General features: G+C 61.7%; 17 protein-coding genes and 1 pseudogene. 16 read left to right on the top strand and 2 right to left on the bottom strand.

Features of this window, described 5'->3' with window-relative positions:
• The first annotated feature begins 10 nt into the window (after positions 1 to 10).
• The 5 genes from AB0366_RS24950 to AB0366_RS24930 all read left to right on the top strand — a co-directional run bounded on the left by AB0366_RS24950 (position 11) and on the right by AB0366_RS24930 (position 3,617).
• Positions 11 to 454 (top strand): helix-turn-helix transcriptional regulator, encoded by a 444-nt coding sequence (locus AB0366_RS24950; protein WP_080729902.1) that lies wholly within the window; start codon positions 11 to 13, stop codon positions 452 to 454.
• 453 nt (positions 455 to 907) lie between these two features.
• Positions 908 to 1,435, top strand: a complete 528-nt coding sequence (locus AB0366_RS24945) for a hypothetical protein (protein WP_094653620.1) — start codon at positions 908 to 910, stop codon at positions 1,433 to 1,435.
• Positions 1,436 to 1,452: 17 nt separating this feature from the next.
• Entirely contained in the window at positions 1,453 to 1,896 is a 444-nt protein-coding gene (locus AB0366_RS24940) for a hypothetical protein (RefSeq protein ID WP_363799345.1), read from the top strand.
• Positions 1,897 to 1,944: 48 nt separating this feature from the next.
• Entirely contained in the window at positions 1,945 to 2,460 is a 516-nt protein-coding gene (locus AB0366_RS24935) for a hypothetical protein (RefSeq protein ID WP_141216890.1), read from the top strand.
• Complete coding sequence (locus AB0366_RS24930; RefSeq protein ID WP_366246358.1) at positions 2,457 to 3,617, top strand: MAB_1171c family putative transporter; 1,161 nt, start codon at positions 2,457 to 2,459, stop codon at positions 3,615 to 3,617. Before AB0366_RS24935 ends, AB0366_RS24930 begins: the two co-directional genes overlap by 4 nt.
• Before the next feature lie 10 nt (positions 3,618 to 3,627).
• On the opposite strand, the gene AB0366_RS24925 is transcribed toward AB0366_RS24930, so the two are convergent.
• Positions 3,628 to 4,356 carry a class I SAM-dependent methyltransferase gene (locus AB0366_RS24925; protein ID WP_052053383.1) on the bottom strand — a complete coding sequence of 243 codons (729 nt, stop codon included), beginning with the start codon at positions 4,354 to 4,356 and terminating at the stop codon, positions 3,628 to 3,630.
• Positions 4,357 to 5,151: 795 nt separating this feature from the next.
• Between AB0366_RS24925 and AB0366_RS24920 the strand changes: the two genes are divergently transcribed.
• The 6 genes from AB0366_RS24920 (at position 5,152) to AB0366_RS24895 (ending at position 12,938) form a co-directional block, all read left to right on the top strand.
• On the top strand, positions 5,152 to 7,014 hold the full coding sequence (locus tag AB0366_RS24920) for a hypothetical protein (protein WP_366246357.1): 1,863 nt from the start codon (positions 5,152 to 5,154) through the stop codon (positions 7,012 to 7,014).
• 428 nt (positions 7,015 to 7,442) lie between these two features.
• A complete protein-coding gene (locus tag AB0366_RS24915; protein ID WP_366246356.1) occupies positions 7,443 to 8,213 on the top strand; it encodes a ParA family protein in 771 nt (256 codons plus the stop codon).
• A gap of 463 nt (positions 8,214 to 8,676) precedes the next feature.
• Positions 8,677 to 9,567 (top strand): DUF2637 domain-containing protein, encoded by an 891-nt coding sequence (locus tag AB0366_RS24910; RefSeq protein WP_366246354.1) that lies wholly within the window; start codon positions 8,677 to 8,679, stop codon positions 9,565 to 9,567.
• Positions 9,568 to 9,874: 307 nt separating this feature from the next.
• Positions 9,875 to 10,408, top strand: coding sequence for a hypothetical protein (locus AB0366_RS24905; protein ID WP_366246353.1), 534 nt, complete (start codon positions 9,875 to 9,877; stop codon positions 10,406 to 10,408).
• A 260-nt stretch (positions 10,409 to 10,668) separates the two neighbouring features.
• Positions 10,669 to 11,835 (top strand): site-specific integrase, encoded by a 1,167-nt coding sequence (locus AB0366_RS24900; RefSeq protein WP_366246351.1) that lies wholly within the window; start codon positions 10,669 to 10,671, stop codon positions 11,833 to 11,835.
• A 356-nt stretch (positions 11,836 to 12,191) separates the two neighbouring features.
• Positions 12,192 to 12,938: a recombinase gene (locus AB0366_RS24895; protein ID WP_366246350.1), complete on the top strand. Its 747-nt coding sequence runs from the start codon at positions 12,192 to 12,194 to the stop codon at positions 12,936 to 12,938.
• Between the two features lie 135 nt (positions 12,939 to 13,073).
• Here the strand turns inward: AB0366_RS24895 and AB0366_RS24890 are convergent, their stop codons facing one another.
• A complete protein-coding gene (locus tag AB0366_RS24890) occupies positions 13,074 to 14,102 on the bottom strand; it encodes a helix-turn-helix domain-containing protein (protein WP_366246349.1) in 1,029 nt (342 codons plus the stop codon).
• Between the two features lie 109 nt (positions 14,103 to 14,211).
• Between AB0366_RS24890 and AB0366_RS24885 the strand changes: the two genes are divergently transcribed.
• The 5 genes and pseudogenes from AB0366_RS24885 to AB0366_RS24865 form a co-directional block, all read left to right on the top strand.
• Positions 14,212 to 14,532, top strand: a complete 321-nt coding sequence (locus AB0366_RS24885) for a 2Fe-2S iron-sulfur cluster-binding protein (protein ID WP_149406695.1) — start codon at positions 14,212 to 14,214, stop codon at positions 14,530 to 14,532.
• Positions 14,533 to 14,556: 24 nt separating this feature from the next.
• The gene (locus tag AB0366_RS24880; protein ID WP_366246348.1) at positions 14,557 to 15,945 is read left to right on the top strand and encodes a cytochrome P450; all 1,389 of its coding nucleotides are present in this window, start codon (positions 14,557 to 14,559) and stop codon (positions 15,943 to 15,945) included.
• Positions 15,942 to 17,150 (top strand): FAD-dependent oxidoreductase, encoded by a 1,209-nt coding sequence (locus AB0366_RS24875; RefSeq protein WP_149406696.1) that lies wholly within the window; start codon positions 15,942 to 15,944, stop codon positions 17,148 to 17,150. The genes AB0366_RS24880 and AB0366_RS24875 overlap by 4 nt, the downstream gene beginning before the upstream one ends.
• Before the next feature lie 69 nt (positions 17,151 to 17,219).
• Positions 17,220 to 17,960 (top strand): transglutaminase family protein, encoded by a 741-nt coding sequence (locus AB0366_RS24870; protein ID WP_149406747.1) that lies wholly within the window; start codon positions 17,220 to 17,222, stop codon positions 17,958 to 17,960.
• A gap of 388 nt (positions 17,961 to 18,348) precedes the next feature.
• Positions 18,349 to 18,448: pseudogene (locus AB0366_RS24865) on the top strand (short-chain dehydrogenase); the annotation flags it as partial.

Genomic DNA, 18,448 nt, shown 5'->3' with positions numbered 1-18,448 from the left:
AGTACCAGCGATGAAGCGCCGCCTCCGTGGTTTCGATCCGAGCCGCTTGCGAGACGCCCGAGCCAGGGCTGGTCTCAGTGGCGCGGAGGTTGCTCGACGGGGCGGTATCGGAGCGTCGACCTACTCGCAGTGGGAGCAGGGAAAGGCGGATCCGGGTATCGCCGCACTTGCCCGCTGCCTCGCTGTACTGCAAGTGCGTGTGACCGATGTGGTGATCGTGGATCCTAGTGATGAGCACCTTGGAGACTTGCGGGTAGCTCGCGGCCTTACTCAGGGTGATCTTGCTGGCAAAGTTGAGGTGAGCCCTCAGCACATCGGCGCACTCGAACGCGGTCATGTAAAGCTGTCGGACGCAATGGCCCGAAAGATTGCCAGCGCCCTTGGTTTCGAGGTGTCGCGTGTAGTTGCCTCCTTCGATCGCGTACGAAACCGACCGTTGGACGTACTTCCCTGAGGACGTTGACGGCAGCACGGGGTTCTGGTCGCAAGTAGTCCGGTCCAGTGGCAGCTGAACCGAACCGTCTCGGTCGGTCGTAAGTGGGCCGACCATCCTTCGTTGGACGTCCCGTGGATCCAGTCTTCTAGATTCACGAAACTCAACGCGCGATCTAATTGCGCCGTGTTTCGTCATCACGAGCGGAACACTATGGTCCCTCTGAGCGATGGGCAAGTAGAAGTCAATTTCGAATGGATCACACGCCCCTGACCGGGGGTTTGCGATCTGACACGTTTATTGACCCCACTCAGTTTATTGACCATATATTGACCTCGGCTCTAGGATGGATCTGTGACGCAAACGGGACACCCACTATGGTTTGCCACCTGCGTCAGCTCTCGCAGAAAGCAACGGAACCTCACCATCACGGGATTGCGCGAGGCGGGTGGGCCTACAAAGCCCGTCGTCCTGATGGCCGAACGCGGCGAGCTCAACAACCCGAGACCGAGCACCTTGCAAAAGTTCGATACCGGCCTGAGTTGGAAGCCCGGAAGCGCCGCGAATGTCTATTGGGAAAGCGCGCAGCCGGTTGTGTTGGGGAGAGCACCGTACAAGGCCGGCACGGGGAACATCACGGTCGGGCTGGACCCACTGACTAAACTGCTCGCGGCCCAGAGGGACATGCACAGAGAGATCGATGGCCTGGAAGACCGCACCTCAGGGGTCGATGATCTGCGGGTAGCACTCCAGAAACTGGATGTTGCAGTTTCGGCCATCGCCGGGTCCTTCGTCACCGAGACGCTCGAAAGGAATCATGGGCAGCACCACAAGGCGATCGATTCCGCAATCGCGGCGCTCCTGGAGCTTCCTGTCGATTACGACGATCCAGAACGTGAAGAAAAGCTTTACCGCCGTTGGCTTTACGGCAGTCCCATCGAAATCGATCAAGCAACAGCCCATCGGTTCGCTCGCCGTCTGAAAGACAGTCGACGCCGCTAAAAAAGAACGGAACGAACATGGCTAAGGCAACGCCTCCCTTGCACGTGAGAATCAACAAACTCTTCGAGACGAACCACACCGCCGACAACCCGGAAGTCAGCAATGCCGTCGTCGCCGAGTCGATCTCCAGTCTCTTGGGACGGCCTGTTATCGAGACGGAAATAGCAGAGTTACGTGCTGAGGCCGGTCTGAGATTTGCCGACAGCGACATGGTCCACGCTCTCGCTGAGTACTTCGAGGCCCCGGCCTCCTTTCTCGCGAACAAGTGGGACAGCACCGCGGAGAGCTACGACCGGGAATTGTCGGTGCTGACCCAGCTACGCGATTCCGGCGTTCAGTTGCTTGCGATGCGGGACGGAGGTGCGATGAGCGCCGACGACCTCATGAACATCCTCGAACAGCTTCCTGACCAGCCGGAAGGCAAGACATCCGATGCAGGCGGTACCAGGAGTAACGTGTAGCGCCGTTCATTGTTTTCGGTTAAAAAAGGTCGGAGGGAGTCGGGACCCGTGAGCCAAGAGAGTCAGATTCGGTCGGCTGTGCGACGCATCGCAGCGAACATGCCGTCGGATGAGCCATGGTCGCGTCAGAAGTTCATCGACCTGATCGCAGAGGAGCGCGACCGACCGATCGTCCTATGGCCCGTCGAGTCGGCACTGCTGAGCCGTGTGGGCCTGACAGGCACTCTGTGTGGGTTGTGGGTTGCCCGCAAGCAAGACGACTTCATCGTGTACGGATCCGACGTCGCCGAGTATCAAGCAGACCAAGTCATCGGTCACGAGGTAGGTCATATGGTTCTTTCGCATACCGGCCTTCCCGAGTCCGACCACAGTAGGGCCATGCTCAAGGTGTTGTTGCCTCACGTCTCGGAGCGAACAATCGAAAATGTGTTGGGTCGTGACAGCTTCGAAGATGACCAGGAAGCCGCCGCCGAGTCCTTCGCCGACCACATCATGGTCGAGGCGATGGTCAACCGAAATCGACGCCAGTCGCCCCTCCGCTCGACATTTTTCAGGGCGAAATGACCTCCCCCGTCCCAGCGTGGATCTCGTGGCCAATCATCGTACTGATGGCACTGACGTTGGTGGTTCGCGTCGCGTGGCTCAACTCGTCGATCATCGATAGGTTGACTACACGCTCGCTGGTCATCGGATGGTTCGCCTTAGTTCTCCGTGAAAATGCGGTTCAAGACGCAATCAGGCATCTACCGAAACCGCTAGGCGACGTCGCTCTGTTTCAGCAGCTCACGTTCTGTTGCATCGTCATGGTTGTCATGGCCATCTACGGCATGTCGCGGTTATGGGTGGGGGCCGACCCTTCGGCTGTGTGGAAGCGCCAGCGGGTCTACGACGCGATTGGACTTGCTCTCAGTGCCGTCATCCTCATTTCCGGGACACCTTCCCGGAAGGCCGGTGAGTTAGTCGATCAATACTTGGGTTGGCCGGCAGTCGTCTTGTGGACCGCCTTCTATGCCCCGATTCTGTTCGTCGCAGTTGCTGTCATGAGGATCTTCGTACGTGAAGCTCGACATCCCGACACCGCGGTCCGTGAGAAAGCGCTCTATGGCTTGGCGATTGCAATTGCGGTCGGTCTCGCACTTGTTGCGGTGAGCACGCCTATTCTCACTTTTCAGGAGGTCTTGACAGGCTCTGGGTCGGCGGATCCAGAGATGCATGTGAAGGCCCTAACTTTCTTCCTAGCGGTTGCTGGATCGCTGATCATGGGTGCGGTTCCGGTTCTCGCAGTACTGCGGGCAAAGCTAGGACAGGACCGAATCAGCAAGAACTTGAAGGAAATCGAGCTTCTGTGGCAAGACATGACCGATCAGTTCCCCGAGGTCAGGACAGCCGACAGTCGACAGTCCCAGTCCGATCCTGCGATGAAGCTTCACAGAAAGATCATCGAAATTCACGATGCAGCACGCAGGCTCAGCAAGTGGAACGCATCCACGTTGTCCACTGAATCGGACGCGCTTCAATTAAATGCGGAGAGTATCGCAGCAGAACTGGCTCAGGCCTATGCCGCTAAAACCGCTGGTCAGATGCCTCCGGAACGCTACGAGCTCCTGACGGTGCTGGCGCAGCGCTCCGGGGCCTACGACCTCACCGCCACGAGCGATGACTTGGTCGACGTTGCCAGGGCCTGGCGCAAACTACGCCATCAGCAGAAAGTACGGACGTAGTCGACCGCCCCTATTGCCTGTGGTGCTCAGCTTCATGCGCTTCAATCTGCGCGCTGTGCCGCGATGAGGCCGACCGTGGTGTGGCTCGCGGGCCCTTGGCGACGAAGAGAGCGACGTTCCCCACCATGTTGATCTCCACCTGCTCGAACCTGCTGTTCAGCGCGTTCTGCAGACCCGGCAGATCGTCGTGCCAGTTCCCGAACGCACCGATCTTGTTGTACGCCGTCATCAATGCCTTGCCGAACAGGGTATACCGCTGGTCGACACCAATCACGGTGGAACCGAACAGCACTCCCTTTGGCTTTAACAGCGCGGCGAGGTTATCGAACGCCGCATCTTTGGTCGACCAATCGCCGGGTAGGCAGTGCAAGACGTAGTTGAGAGATATCGAGTCGAACTTTTCGATGTTCTCGGCGAAGGGTTCGAGTACGTCTTGCTCGATCAGAGTGGTGGGTACCCGGAGTCGAGATGCTGTGTGCTTCAGCGAGTTCGGGCTGAGATCCGAAAGCGTGAGATCGAGGTCAGCTGGTAAGTCTGCGTTGGCGAGTAGCCAACCTGATCCGGGCCCGACCTCAAGGTGTCTCTGTCCGATGCGACCGTTATAGAGGTCAAGGAAGTTCTGTCGGTTGCAGCGCCAGGCGTAGCTGTTCGACAGCCGCATGACCCAGAGATCGTAGACATTCAAAAACAGATTGCTGCTGTACGGAGCCGCCCCCGCTTGCGTCGTATCAGATGTCATCGAGTCGATATTCCTCTCGGTGTGTGTGAGCCAGTCCCCCGCGTAGCTACCACGCGATCTAAGAGTCTGCCCTATCAGTGCGGTTGGGGGCAGAGGTGCGCCCTGGGTGGATCTGGCTAAGCCGTGGGCTGGAGCTCGTCGACGACCCGCCGTAACCAACGCCGACGTTCGCAGGACGTCGCCTCAAGGGCGACTTGGCGAATCTTGTTACAGCTTCACGGCGTGTCTAACCGGCACCATCCGCAATCTGTTACAGAATCTTGTGATGGATTGGCGTCCGGGAAAGGTGTCAGCGATGGCCATGCAGAGCAAGGGGTCGAGGCGTATGTACGCAACTCGTATCCCTGTGGAGGTTGGTGACCTGATCGAACGGCGAGCACTTGAGGCGGGCTGCACGTCTACGTCGCAGTACCTTGCGGATCTGCTCGCTGTGGTTCACGGACGCCCCGATCTAGTACGCGAATTGAACCAAGAGGTGATGCCGCTAACCGCATAGACGGACAAGAATGCGGCGTGCTTGAGGACGGTTAGCCTCGGCCCCCGCTCGCACACTACGTGCAGACCGAAAAGAGTCGAGCCCCCGACTGGCAGGTCGAGGGCTCGAGGTGAAACGGAGAGCCAATCTTCGTTTCGGTGCTGCATTCCCCTGGAAGGGACAGACTATTGCTGGTCTCGTCTCAGGGTACCTCGCGCCCTGATGAAGGTTCAAGATCTAACGTTCGTGTCGTCACGGCGATGTCGACACCCGACAACATATGGAGACGTCTGTCTCCGTTGGTGGCCGCGCGTCGGTCCATGCGTGTCTGGAGTGCCGCTAGCGGCAAGTTCGATACCGCGCGGAGTCTGACGAAGCACCTACCGTCCGTGCCGGCCGCGGTGCCGATCTATGCGCGCGGCCGTACGAGCCTGCTAGCGCTGGACTTCGACGCCAAACACCACACGCCGGAGCAGGTCGACGTCGATGTCGAACGTGCCTTGGGATGGCTCCACGAATGCGGTGCACGCACAATCACCGATCGTTCGACGAGCGGCGGCCGCCACGTCCTGGTGCCGATGGCCACCGACATCGCTCTGCGCGTCGACGACATCAAAATGGTGATGCAGCTCCTGTCGGCCCGCCTGGTCACCCTGGACGCCACTCCGATGCTCAACGCGGACTGGGGTTGCATCACTCCCCCGGGCTCACCGTGCCGCGAGGGTGGCTACCGCATCCTCGACGGCACTGTCGACGAGGCAATCGACGCCTTCACCGTTCGGTCCGACCGCGGTATCGTCCCCCGCCTCATCGCTCTCCTGGGCGGTGCGACCACTCCCCGGCACCGAACCCCTGTAGCCGCTGTCGCTGCCTCCCTCACCCAAGACGAACGCCTCGTCGGTGTCGGCAGGGACCGACGCTTGGACCCGCGTTTCCACCGCACTACAGCCGTCCCAGAGGCCGTCGAGGCGTACGCGGCGACGGGCAAGTTCACCAAAACAGCCAGAGCCCTCTGGGACTCCCCCTCAGAGGCGAGGCAGGCCGTCATCAGCCACGCCGTCCTGCGCGGTGCCAGCACCGCGGACATCGAGAAGGCGATCGCAACCAAGGCGTGGTCGGGAGTCCGCAACTCGTACGTCGACAAGTACGGCAAGCACTCCGCCGCAGCCCTGCAACGAGACGTGGCCAACGCCCTGAGCTGGGCCGCAAGGATCGTCCGCCCATTCCACCAACTCACGCACAAGGACAGACACACAGGGGGTAGTAGTTCGTTCCTCAAAGATCGAATTCGTAGACAGTGGCTGGCGCACGCACAGCTGTGGATCGACTCTGAGTTTCTCGGTACCCGACAACGTCCTGTCCTACTCGCAGTGGTCCAAGCGCTGGCCTACACATCGGCTCTGGCCGGCGAATTGGTCGAGGGCGTCCCTGTGGTGGCAGTGGGTGGACGGAGCCTGTCGCATTCGGCCGGGTTGATGTCGGAATCGACCGTCTGGAGTGCGTTGCGGGTGCTCAGAGAGACTCCAGGGTCTCCCTTGCTGCTCGTGTCCCGCGGTGCTGGTCGGGAGGCCGATCGTTACGCCCTGACCACACCGGCGACCACACGGGGCCCAGGACGAGCGCGGGTCGAGCGCGCACGTGTGGAGCCGGTACATCCGGCATGGAGCGTGCTCGGTCTGCGTGGGCGGTCGGTGTACGAGCTGGTTGTTGCGGGTCTGGCTACGAGCGTCGACGACGTCTTCGCCGGCGCGATGCTGCGGCCATCGAACGGTTACGCCATTGTCGCGGCTCTGACGGCCGCTGGGCTCATCGAACGCGACGGGGCGACATTGGGTCCCGGAAGCCGCACTTTGGACGACGTGGCGGACGCTCACGGCCTCGAGACCGTCGCGGCCGACCGTATCGTTCGCCATCGAGCCGAACGGCTTTTGTGGCAGGTGTGGCTTGAGAACCGCTTCTACGGCCCGGCCATCGCGTCGGCCATGCAAGATCCAGCTGCCGACGTTCCGATCTACGGCGCTCCCCCACCGCGCGGGGAAGAGTCGGAAACGCTGTGGGCGGCGATGCTTGCTGCGGGGCCACCCCCAGAGCCTGATCCTTTGCTGGAAGCGATGGAGCTCCTCAGTGACCGACTCGGCGCAGTGATCGTGCCTGTCGTGCAATCCAAGGCCGCCCACGACTAGGGCACTGTTTCACCCGTGCAGTCACAGACGTGACGCTTGTGAGGTCTTGTCGCCCGTGCGGGTGCGGAATGCTCTGAATCTGGCTGACGGTGGAGAGCAGGGTTGACCCGCTCCACGAGACTTGGAAGGGGGGCAGGATGGACGCGACGCCGGTCGGTCTAGGTGGGGCCGCTACTTACCTTGCGCACCGGTAGAGGGCGCATTTGAGTGCGTTCCCTTCGCGTTACCCTCGCAGTTATGCCAGGTCAGAAGGTTCTCTAATTAGTGCATGCGTTAATTAATTAGTGCGTGCAGTAACGCGTGCGTTCGTTACCGAATGCTTTCACTCACGCCTGCAAGCGCGCACTAACTAACGCGTTGCTTCACTCGTGCGTTATTTCATTCATTAGTTAGTGCCCGCATGCGTGAGTGAGTGCTAGAGTGCGTGCATGAACGTAATCATGGTGTACAGCGAGGCTGGGGGCGTCACCAAAACCACGACAGCAGTATCGCTGGCGATGGTGTCGGCGGCGGCTGGAACCCCAACCACCCTGATCGACCTCGACCCGAGAGGTGCGGCCACAAAGTGGGTCGGGAGCTACCCGGACGAGCCGTGGAAGCACGTCGGTGCCGTACTCGCAGACGCGAACCCGGAGGGGTGGGCCGAGGATCTCGCGATTCCCACGGAATGGTCCGACAACCTACGAATCCTTCCGTCCGCCAGATCACTCTCGAACCGCGAGAAGGACTACGAGGACCACGCGGAACTGCGACTTGCTGCCGCCCTCGAAGGACACACCTCCGAGGTCGTCATCATCGACTGCCCGAACCGTCAAGGCGGGCTCTTGACGCAGAACGCGCTGGCCGCCTCCAGCCTCGTTGTCTACGCGGCGACAGCCAACCAAGACGGGTTGGACGGAGTCGAAGGAGCTCGGGAAAGCGTCCAGAAGTTCCGCGCGAGCCGGGAACGAATCGGCGCGACCTTGAACCTCCAGGAAGCCGGCGTCGTCGTCGGTGCAGTCAAAGAGACTGTAATGACCAAGGTTTCCACTAAGGCGCTGGAACTTCTCCAAGAGACGGGCCTGCAGCTCAGCCCGATCATCCCGAACCGAACAATCGTCGACCAGTCGCGGATGACAGGCGAGTGGTACGGCAAGTTCGACAAAGGCGCACCCGTACTGTCCGCCTACCAGCAGATATTTACATCAATCATTAATTAATGCATGCATGCATGCATGCATGCATGCACGAACGCATGACTGCGCCGCACGGAAGGCTTCACCATGAGCAGCGAACCGGACCTGAACGTCACCCGCAGGGGCCCTCGACCAGCGGCCGATGAAACGGTTGACTCCGCCGAAGTCCCGCAGTCGACTAAGGTCTCTCCCCGGCCAGTAGGACGCCCCCGTCGAGAGAAGGCCGAGCCGGTCATTCAGTTCTCGACACGTCTCGGACTGAGCTACCGAGAGGCCATCGACGCAGTCGAAGCCCACTCTGGGGACACCATCCGCGAAATCATCGAGCACGCAATCAGAGTCGCCTACCCCGAGCACTACAAACCAAAGCCGACGAAGCAACGGTAGAACGTTCGATCGAACCGCCACCAGACCAACGCAGGGGCCCCGGCAGTGCGGGAACACCACCGGGGCCATCGGCCACAGACAACAAAGGGAGCTGTGACCTATGAACCACCGTAACGCCGACCTAGAGGTCGAAGAACTAGACGGCGCGCTGCCGACATCGCAACATGCAGTCGAGATCCACCCGGCTGTAATCAAATGGGCCCTGATCATCGGTCTGATTGTCGCTATCGCCGTCACCGCGTCAAGCTTCAACCTCAGCTTTCAAACCCTCCATGACCTTGCCACCATGGCCAACATGGGTGACTCCGCCTGGGTTATCCCAGTCGTCCTCGACGGTCCCATCCTCGCGGCCGGCATCTTCCGGATCGCTCTGTCCCAGCACACCGACCGGGCCACAGTGATCGGCCGACGTTTCATCATCGCCGTGTACACACTCGCCGGACTGGGCAGCATGGCAGGCAACGCCTACCACGCCGTTCTCACCGTCACCGACCTCAATGCGGGAGTCGCTGCCGTCCTCGGCGCACTCGCGCCCCTGATGGTGATGACCATGAGCGAGATGATTTCGATCGTTATCAGCGCACCTCGACGGCGTATCAGCACGCCCGCGCAACCCGTCTCGGTCACCACAGCCGCATCCGGAGACCTCGAAACGGCAGAGCCGGCAACAGTGGGCGACGGCACCAACGACCTCATCGCCCTGCTCGATCAGCACGGAACCCTCGAACCTGAAATCTGGCAAACCGCCGACCTCTACCAAAATGACCCAGAAACGAAAGGAAACTTCGCGGCCGTCAGCCGTCGCCTCGGAGTAACTCCGCCCACGGTCGCACGGCGATACGACAGATACTCCGCACTGGTAAACAAAGTCACTGCGATGAAGGCAGCCGAACATCTACACCCGCCGGCCGAACTGGAAACAGAAGGCGATGACAGAGACAGAAACTACGCACTGACCACTGCAGCTCCCGAATACACAAACGCGAGCTGACAACCGCGCGTCGGTTCGGATGCCCCAGAAACGACCGTTTCTGGGGCACGGAGCTGTGAGACACAGGCGCGGCCCGAACGAACGGCGCGATCGCACACTGTCGGTCCGAACCCGAACAGGGCCAGGAGCCGTCTAGGTCCCGACGGATCTGTCAGGTTCAGAAGACGGCTGCACGGTGCTGAGCAGCTGCCTTGAACACCGTTGTCGACTCGAACCCTGTTCTGCTTTCCCTGGTCATGCGATCTTCTGGGATCAGGTCCGGTTCGGCTCGGACGAACAGGTCTCGCCCGTTCCGGTTCCCACAGCGGTGACGGACCTCGATCGGCGCACTACCGAGGCTCTGACAACGGGATGGGTGGAACTCGGCCCGGGCCGAGTACATGCCGCAGTCTGGTTCAGACTGCTGCGCACCGTCGTCGACGAAGTGTCCACATCTCTGGTTCGCACCGGACGGTGGGCGACGAGGCTCGTTGCGATCTGGAGGGCCGCCGGTCGTTCTCGCCCGTTGCGGACCGCGTGGGTTCCGTTCGAGGACCTGCACTGGGACGAGCAGGCGAAAGTTCTCGAGGCCGCAGCGATCGGCATTGCGTTGGTCGAGAGCGGTGAGATCGATGCCGGCGGTGCGCACGCATCTCTGCTGAGCCCACGACCCTACGAGCCGGTGGATCCCGGGACAGCTCCGACGCGCTCGTCTTATCCCGCAGCCGAGCGCGATCTGTGGGCTGACGCGCACGCTGCGGTCGAGGCCGCCATCGCGGCGGCGCGCGGCGATCCCGCATCCGCCAGGTCGTTGTACAACTTCCTACGCATGGGGGTGCCGCACCGCGGCGGAGCTGGATGAGACGGTGCAACTGTTCCTCGACCACGGGATCCCGCTGCAACATCCGCCGACATAGCTATCGCCCGATGGAGGGGGGTCGTCCGCGATGCACGCGCGGCGACAGCCGAGAAGCCCGCTTTCGCGCCGGGGTCATAGTCACCAACGTTATTTGTGCGGTGACCAACGAGAATTTTCCTTCCCGCACCATCATCGCGAAAAGGCCTGCTCAGCGTGTTTTCGGCTTGAGAAGTCTGTCGGAGGTGCTCGCTACAGTGCTTGTCATGGCAGATCGGCAGCTCGGTAAGGTCGGGGACGCGGATTCACTCGTCTCGGTGAGTGGTGTGGCATTGTTCCCGGACCTACCGGTCGAGGTCGCTGCTCGGATAGAACAGTCGATCGCAGCTTCTCGTTCGGCCGGAACACGCCGTGCTTATGCCTCGGCGTGGAGGCGATTCGAGAACTGGTGCATCGTCCTCGGGCACCAGGCTTTGCCGGCGCATCCCGCAACGGTGGCGGCGTACCTCGTCGGCGCCGCCGACACGCTCACCGTCGACGGGACGCGGGCGTATGCGCCGTCGACGTTCGACAAATGGATCGCGGCGGTCGCGGACCGCCACCGCGCTACTGGACACGACAACCCGTGCGGGCACGAGATGGTCCGCGCCACCCTCTCGGGTATCCGGCGGGATTACGCGTCTGCGGGGGAGCGGCCCCGCAGGCCCCGTGCCCCGCTCCTCACCGCTGACATCACTACGATCGTCGACCACGCCCGACGCACTGCAGCGGGCTGGGCGTCGGAGGTCCTCGAACGCCGCGACACCGCGCTACTGCTGATGGGCTACACCGGCGCATTTCGCCGCAGTGAACTCGTCGCTCTCGAATGCCGCGATGTCCGCCGCGACCGTCTCGATGGTGCGCACGTACGTATCCGGAAGTCGAAGACCGACCAGGACGGCACCGGAGCAGTGAAGGCGTTACCGTTCACCGACCGCCACGAGTCATGTCCGGTCTGCGCGTGGGTGCGATGGCTGCAGATCGTCGCAGCGTTCGACACCGGTGGCAGAGTTGCTGTCATCCGAATGCTCTCCCGCGCAGTGGAATTCGACTCCCATATCTGCCGCGGCACCCTTCCTGCGGTCGAGAAACGGTCCCCTCTGTTTCGGTCCGTCCGCAAGAACGGCAACCTCTCCGACACGGCCCTGTCCGGAGCCGCGGTGCACGCGGCGATCCGCCGCCGCGCTACTCGAGCTGGATACGACCCCGGCACCGTCGCTCAGCTCGGTGGGCATTCCCTCCGTTCCGGCTTCGTCACGCAAGCCTTCCGCAACGGAGCTGACGCGCATGCGATCATGCGCCAAACCGGGCACACCACACCCGCAATGGTCGAAACATACGCTCACGAGAATGCGCCACTGGTCGGCAACGCCGTCACCGAGCTCGGCCTATGACCGAGCCCGTGACCGGCGACGGGACGACCGGGGCAGATGCTGACCACGACGACCGCCCTTTTCCGATACGACCGGCGGACATCACGAACACGTCGATACCGAGGCGGGATCGGCACACGTGGTCACTGTTCGAGGACTGGTGCACCGCCCATGGCGAACCTTCACTGGCGGCCTCTCCGGAGTCACTTGCTCGGTTCCTCCACGCGCACCCCGCCGCGCCGACGACCCAACGCCGTCGGATCGCGGTGATCGATACCGCTCATCATCGGCATCTGTTACCTTCTCCCGGGTGCGCTGAGACCGTCCGGGCTGCGCTGGATGGTGCCCGCACGTCGCGCCTGCAGGAGGTGGCAGCCGTGATCGGCGGAATCATCGCGCGGCTTCCCGAATACGGTTGGCCGTCAGCGTTGTTCGCACGCAGAGACGCACTGATCCTCACGCTCGCTACGACAGGTCTGCCGTACACGCACATCGCGGCCCTGCGGGCATGCGATGTCACCGCCGATGCGGGTCTCGACGCCCTTCGCGTCGAGACAGGCCGCGGCGTTCATACCCTCACCTCCCTCGCGCTGGCGGGGACGGGCATCTCGCCGCGGATGGTGTACCAGCGCTGGTGTGAGGTGCTCGGCCATCGGACCCGGTATCCGAGCACCCGAATGCTCGCCGACGCTCTCGATGCCGTGGACGGCGACGCCGGGCTCGGCGGATACGACCGGTATTTCGACCCGGCCGGGAAACAGTCGCTGTCGACTCCTATCGACCGGTGGGGCCACACCCCGTTGGCTGCGACCCCGTTGACCGCCCGTGCGGTCGCGGGCATCGTGCGAATGCACCTGGACGGACGGGCACCCACCCACCTGCAGCCCATTGCGCGGTCACAACATCCGGAGCAGATCTCGGCACCGGATCCAGTACCGCGGGTTCTACTCGACCCCGGCTACTACGAACGCGGAACGCTTGCGCGTAGACACGCCCACGGGCTTCTCGACGACGTGGACTCCGTCCTGGCCGATGTCGAAACGCGCGCGGACAGCCTGTTGGAAGCACTCGTCGACTTTCTCGAATCGGAGACTGCACGCGTACCGGCCGACACCGTCGAGTGACAAGTGGTTCGTACTCGGGTCTGCACACACTCTTCTTCTCACGGCAGGGAGGCGGTGACGTCTCCGAAATCTCCGAGATGAAGATCGACCAGGCCGCGAACGAACGAGGCATCGATCTGACCCCGTCTGTGTGGTCTACGTCGAATCCGGGTCGTCCGAGAGTCGTGGGTTTCGGAAATCTTTCGGAGAGCGCCCGGTCCAGCGTTTGAAGGCATGAGAGAAGTTGGCGAGGTCGCTGTATCCGAGTTCGGAAGCGATCTCGCTGACCGAAACCGAGCGATCGAGGAGCCGTAGCATCGCGCGTTCGTACAGCAGCGATTGGCGCACCTTGCTATAGGTGGTTCCTTCTTCGGCAAGCCGCCGTTTCAACGTGCTGCTCGACATCGACAATGCTTGTGCAACATCATGGTTGGTTCGCTGTCCGAGGTCCTTTTCCAACAGTTGCCTCACCTTCTCGGCGGATGACATGGACCCACTCCGATGGGCGAGTGTCCGCTGCAGATCAGCGATAGCGAGACGATATGCGAGAGGGTCCGAGAACCGACAAGCCTTGTTTAGTGTGTCCTCGGGTACGTGGACGAAGGAAATCGGAGCGTCGAAGAACCGGCGATTCGCCCCCGGACCTTTGTCGTGGCTCACCTCGGCCGGCTCCGGCCAGCTCAGATGGAGTGTCACCGGCGATATGTCACCGGCGAGCATGTCCAGCAGTCGTAACAACGCCGACCCGCCGTAGGTGATGACCAAGCAGTCCAGTGCGGAATCGCCTGTGTGCGCAGTGAGCCCGACGATCAGACCGTAGTCGCCAGTGTGGAACTGCGATTTCAACGCCGTGGAGATCAATGGCAGGTATGTCAGGAGATCGACGATCTCGGCGACCGAACCAGCGCTGATCAAAGGTGAACTCAGGGGCCCGAACGATGTCAACTGGGCCTGCTCGGCAAACGCCAATCCGAGTCGAGTGGCGTGGGCGATATCGAGTTCGGGATAGACCTCCCGAAACCACCGTATCGGTGCCTGGACGTCATGCTGAATGAGCGTCGCTTCGCTGGTTCCTTCGCGGTGCATGATCGCGCGAAGGCGCGCGGCGGCGTCAGGGTCGAGTGCGCGGCGTTCGAGCAGCTGCACGAACGCAAGCGGTGGCACGCCCTCATCGCTCAGCTTCACGGTGATTCCTTTGACCCGAATTCACAAGTTTATGACTCCACCGAACATAGCCGTCACCCGCGTTTGCGACGACACTTTCGTCAATCACGCCGGAAAACGAGGAGTTGACATGGCAGCTGTAACTTTCGTCGCCCACGATGGTGAGAAGCACGAGGCGGCTCTGGTCGAAGGTCGATCGCTGATGCAGATTGCAACCGACAATGCTGTGCCGGGGATCGATGGAGACTGTGGGGGCGAAACGGCCTGTGGCACCTGCCATGTGATCGTCGACCCGCAGTGGTCAGGAGAGGTGGGTCTGTCCGGCGTCGACGAGGAGGAGATGCTGGCGATGAACCCCGAGCGTGAACCCACGTCTCGGTTGTCGTGCCAGATGGTGGCCTCGGAAGCGTGGGATGGCCTGATCGTTCGAACACCTGAATTCCAATTGTGATGTGTGAAAGGCAGGCACGACAGCATGAAAGTTTCTGAGTCGATCACCGACAAGGTCCAGTCGACCATCCCGATAGGGCTGCAGATCCAGGGCGCTCATCTGTACGACAAGACCCGACGGTGGGTGACTGGCACGAATGGCAAGAAGATTTTCGTCGAAAGTCCCATTCCACCGGTCGAGGATGTCGGGCTCGCCGACATCGACCTCAGTAACCCCTTTCTTTACAGACAAGGGCGGTGGCAGTCGTACTTCGAGCGCGTGCGGAACGAGGCACCGGTTCACTACCAACCCAACAGTCCGTTCGGCCCGTTCTGGTCGGTCACGCGCCATGCCGATATCGTGGCCGTCGACAAGAATCACGCTGTGTTCTCGGCCGAACCGTTCATCGTGATCGGCGTCCCGCCCCGGTTTCTCGATATCGAGATGTTCATCGCGATGGACCCGCCACGCCACGACAAGCAGCGCGCTGCCGTCCAGGGGGTTGTCGCACCGAAAAACCTCCGGGAGATGGAGGGACTGATCCGATCGCGGGTACGGGAGGTGCTGGACGACCTCCCCTTGAACGAGCCGTTCGACTGGGTGCAGAATGTCTCGATCGAGTTGACAGCTCGGATGCTCGCAACTCTTCTGGATTTCCCTTACGAACAACGCCGCAAACTCGTCTACTGGTCCGATTTGGCAACCTCGATGGAGCAAGCCAACGGTGGGCCCTCGGACAACGACGAGGTGTTCGAGGGCATGCGTGACATGGCCCGTGGTCTCAGCGCTCTCTGGCATGACAAAGCGGCCAGGAGGTCTGCAGGGGAAGAGTCCGGTTTCGATCTGATCACCATGTTGCAGAGCAACGAGGACACCAAGGATCTGATCGATCGTCCGATGGAATTTCTGGGCAACCTCGTCCTGCTGATCGTCGGTGGGAACGACACGACGCGTAACTCGATGAGCGGTGGCGTTCTTGCGTTGAACCAATTCCCCGACCAGTTCGAGAAATTGAAGGCCAATCCCGATTTGATCCCCAACATGAACTCGGAAATTATCCGATGGCAAACACCCTTGGCGTACATGCGCCGAATTGCCAAAGCCGACACCGTTCTGAACGGACAATTCATCCGCAAGGGTGACAAATTGGTGATGTGGTACGCCTCGGGTAACCGCGACGAACGCGTTTTCGAGAATCCTGATGATTTCATCATCGATCGTGCCAATGCGCGCAATCACATCGCGTTCGGATTCGGTGTACACCGGTGTATGGGCAATCGGCTGGCCGAAATGCAGCTGCGGATTCTGTGGGAGGAGTTGCTTCCCCGCTTCGAGAACATCGAGGTCGTCGGCGACCCCGAGTACGTTCAGTCGAATTTCGTGCGGGGCATCAGCAAGATGATGGTGCGCCTGACGCCTACTTCCAGCGCATGACATCGCAACGGGCGATCATCGTCGGCGCCAGCCATGCTGGGGCACAACTGGCAGCTAGTTTGCGCCAAGAAGGTTGGACAGGCGAGATCGTCCTCATCGGTAACGAGTCTGCCACTCCCTATCAACGCCCCCCGCTGTCGAAGGCATACCTGGCGGGCAAATGCGTCCTCGACGATATCGCCATTCGCAGCACGGACTTCTACTCCAAGCAAGGTATTCAGCTCCTGAACGCGCAGGTGGAGGCCATCGTTCGGTCGGAGGGCGACGTCGTTCTCGACACCGGGGAGAAGCTGGCCTACGACAAGCTCGCGCTGTGCACGGGAGCCCGTCCTCGTCGGCTCACCGTTCCCGGGGCCGATCTCCACGGGGTCTACTACCTGCGCACCGCAGCGGACGTCGAGAGGATCCGTATGGCCACCGGCCCTGGCCGGCGGGTGGTGATCGTCGGAGGCGGCTACATCGGACTCGAGACAGCGGCATCGCTGCGCGCACTGGGCGTGCAGGTCACAGTCCTCGAGGCAACTGGGCGTGTGCTCGAGCGGGTCACTGCTCCCGAGGTATCGACGTTCTTCGAGCGGATACATCGCGAGCAGGGAGTCGACATCAGAACGAACGCGATGGTCGAAGGCCTGTCCGGTGACCGTGAGGTTCGTGAAGTCAGTTTGGCCAGCGGGGAATCGATCCTCGCAGATCTGGTCATCGTCGGTGTCGGCGTCGAGCCGAACACCGACCTCGCCGCCGATGCGGGTCTTGTCATCGACAACGGCATCGTGATCGACGATCACACTCGGACCAACGACCCCGACATCATGGCGGCGGGGGACTGCGCGAGCCACGACATGGCCCGTTACGGCCGTCGACTACGGTTGGAGTCCGTCTCGAGCGCAGGAGAGCAGGCCAAAGTCGCTGCCTCGACCGCCTGCGGGAAGTCCAGAAAAATCGAAGCGTTGCCGTGGTTCTGGTCAGATCAGTATCACTTCAAGCTGCAGATCGCCGGCCTCAACACTGGATACGACGAAGTGGTTCTCAGTGGTGACCCCAGCCGCGACAGTGATTTCAGTTGCTTCTATCTCCAGGCCGGTGAGCTCATTGCCGCCGACTGCATAGGTCGCCCGCGCGAGTTCATGTACAGCAAACGGGTGATCGCCCAGCGACTCCCCGTCCAACGCGAAGACCTGATGCTCGGCGGACTCGCGCGCAACTGACCGATCCTTCGGTCGGTGTGCACACAACAGCAACCGGTTTGCTCAGAAAAGGGAACATCAGCGATGACCATGACAGACCGCCCGCCCGGGGCACATACGACGCAGCCACCACACGCGTACCTGGGAGCAACGGACTTCCTCGACATCGAGCACGAATCCGTGCGGGCGTTCACCGCCGCGGCAATCGGGGATGCGAGCAGCGACCGTGACAAGGCCAGACGCCTCTTCGCCGCCGTCCGCGACCGGATCTGGTACGACCCGTACACCGTGTCGGACGATCCTGCCCACTATCGGGCGAGCTTCGTCCTCGAGACCGGGCGCGCTTATTGCGTCCCGAAGGCGGTGCTGTTGACCGCGGTGTGCCGGGCGGCGGGTATCCCGGCACTGCTCGGCTTCGCCGACGTCCGAAATCACCTGCAGACCGAGACGTTGCGCGCGCTGATGGGCGGCACCGACCTGTTCGTCTACCACGGCTACAGTCGCCTCTACATCGAGGGCCGGTGGTTGAAGGCCACGCCGGCATTCAATGTCGAGTTGTGCGCTCGTTTCGGCGTGCCGCCAGTGGAATTCGACGGCGATCGTGATGCTCTCATGCATGCCTTCACCGCAGACGGAGCTCAGCACATGGAGTATGTCCGCGAGCGAGGAGTCTTCGACGACCTACCCTTGAACGCGATCTTGACGGTGCTTCGGCACGCCTACGGCCCCACGATCTTCACGGGCGCTCACCCACTCGATGATGTTTTCACCGGCCGCACCCGGCCGGACGAAACTCCCGGGGATCGAAACTCGCCGCGGGAGTCTCGATGAACACAAGCGGTGAGAACATACGCGCCGAACCCCGTATCGCGGCCGACTGCCGATCGGTCGGAGCTCTCTCCGCGAACAATCACGATCGTGAACACTCGGACCGCCTCGGACACCTTCGAATCGGGTGAGCCGACACCTGCTGGCAGAGCTGTGCCACATGACTGTCTCGTCGGCGCGGCCGTGTTGAGGCCGACACCGGAAGTTGCACCGAACAGACGAGACCCGTTCTGCCGCTGGGGTTGCGGCCGATGAACGACCGATCCGAACGCCTCCCCGGGCACGAGACGCCGCGCGATACCCATATCCCTCTCCTGTGTGCGCAGCCGCTACCGCGAGAGCGGCCCGAACGGCGTCTACCGATGTCTCTTATCTATGCAAGGAGCGCAGCATGATGAACAACGCACCTCACACCCCCGCCAGGACCGTGGCGATCACAGGTGGAGCTCGCGGCATCGGCTATCAGACAGCGAAGGAGTTGATTCGACGAG

The organism is Rhodococcus sp. NPDC076796 (assembly GCF_040702765.1).
Lineage (GTDB): Bacteria > Actinomycetota > Actinomycetes > Mycobacteriales > Mycobacteriaceae > Rhodococcoides.
Note: the sequence above shows the minus strand (reverse complement) of the source record. Positions and strands in the feature narration are given on the sequence as shown.

Coding starts and splice junctions, on each gene's coding strand:
- AB0366_RS24950 (WP_080729902.1), top strand. CDS start 11: ATGAAGCGCCGCCTCCGTGGTTTCGATCCGAGCCGCTTGCGAGACGCC.
- AB0366_RS24945 (WP_094653620.1), top strand. CDS start 908: ATGGCCGAACGCGGCGAGCTCAACAACCCGAGACCGAGCACCTTGCAA.
- AB0366_RS24940 (WP_363799345.1), top strand. CDS start 1,453: ATGGCTAAGGCAACGCCTCCCTTGCACGTGAGAATCAACAAACTCTTC.
- AB0366_RS24930 (WP_366246358.1), top strand. CDS start 2,457: ATGACCTCCCCCGTCCCAGCGTGGATCTCGTGGCCAATCATCGTACTG.
- AB0366_RS24925 (WP_052053383.1), bottom strand. CDS start 4,356: ATGACATCTGATACGACGCAAGCGGGGGCGGCTCCGTACAGCAGCAAT.
- AB0366_RS24920 (WP_366246357.1), top strand. CDS start 5,152: ATGCGTGTCTGGAGTGCCGCTAGCGGCAAGTTCGATACCGCGCGGAGT.
- AB0366_RS24915 (WP_366246356.1), top strand. CDS start 7,443: ATGAACGTAATCATGGTGTACAGCGAGGCTGGGGGCGTCACCAAAACC.
- AB0366_RS24910 (WP_366246354.1), top strand. CDS start 8,677: ATGAACCACCGTAACGCCGACCTAGAGGTCGAAGAACTAGACGGCGCG.
- AB0366_RS24900 (WP_366246351.1), top strand. CDS start 10,669: ATGGCAGATCGGCAGCTCGGTAAGGTCGGGGACGCGGATTCACTCGTC.
- AB0366_RS24885 (WP_149406695.1), top strand. CDS start 14,212: ATGGCAGCTGTAACTTTCGTCGCCCACGATGGTGAGAAGCACGAGGCG.
- AB0366_RS24880 (WP_366246348.1), top strand. CDS start 14,557: ATGAAAGTTTCTGAGTCGATCACCGACAAGGTCCAGTCGACCATCCCG.
- AB0366_RS24875 (WP_149406696.1), top strand. CDS start 15,942: ATGACATCGCAACGGGCGATCATCGTCGGCGCCAGCCATGCTGGGGCA.
- AB0366_RS24870 (WP_149406747.1), top strand. CDS start 17,220: ATGACAGACCGCCCGCCCGGGGCACATACGACGCAGCCACCACACGCG.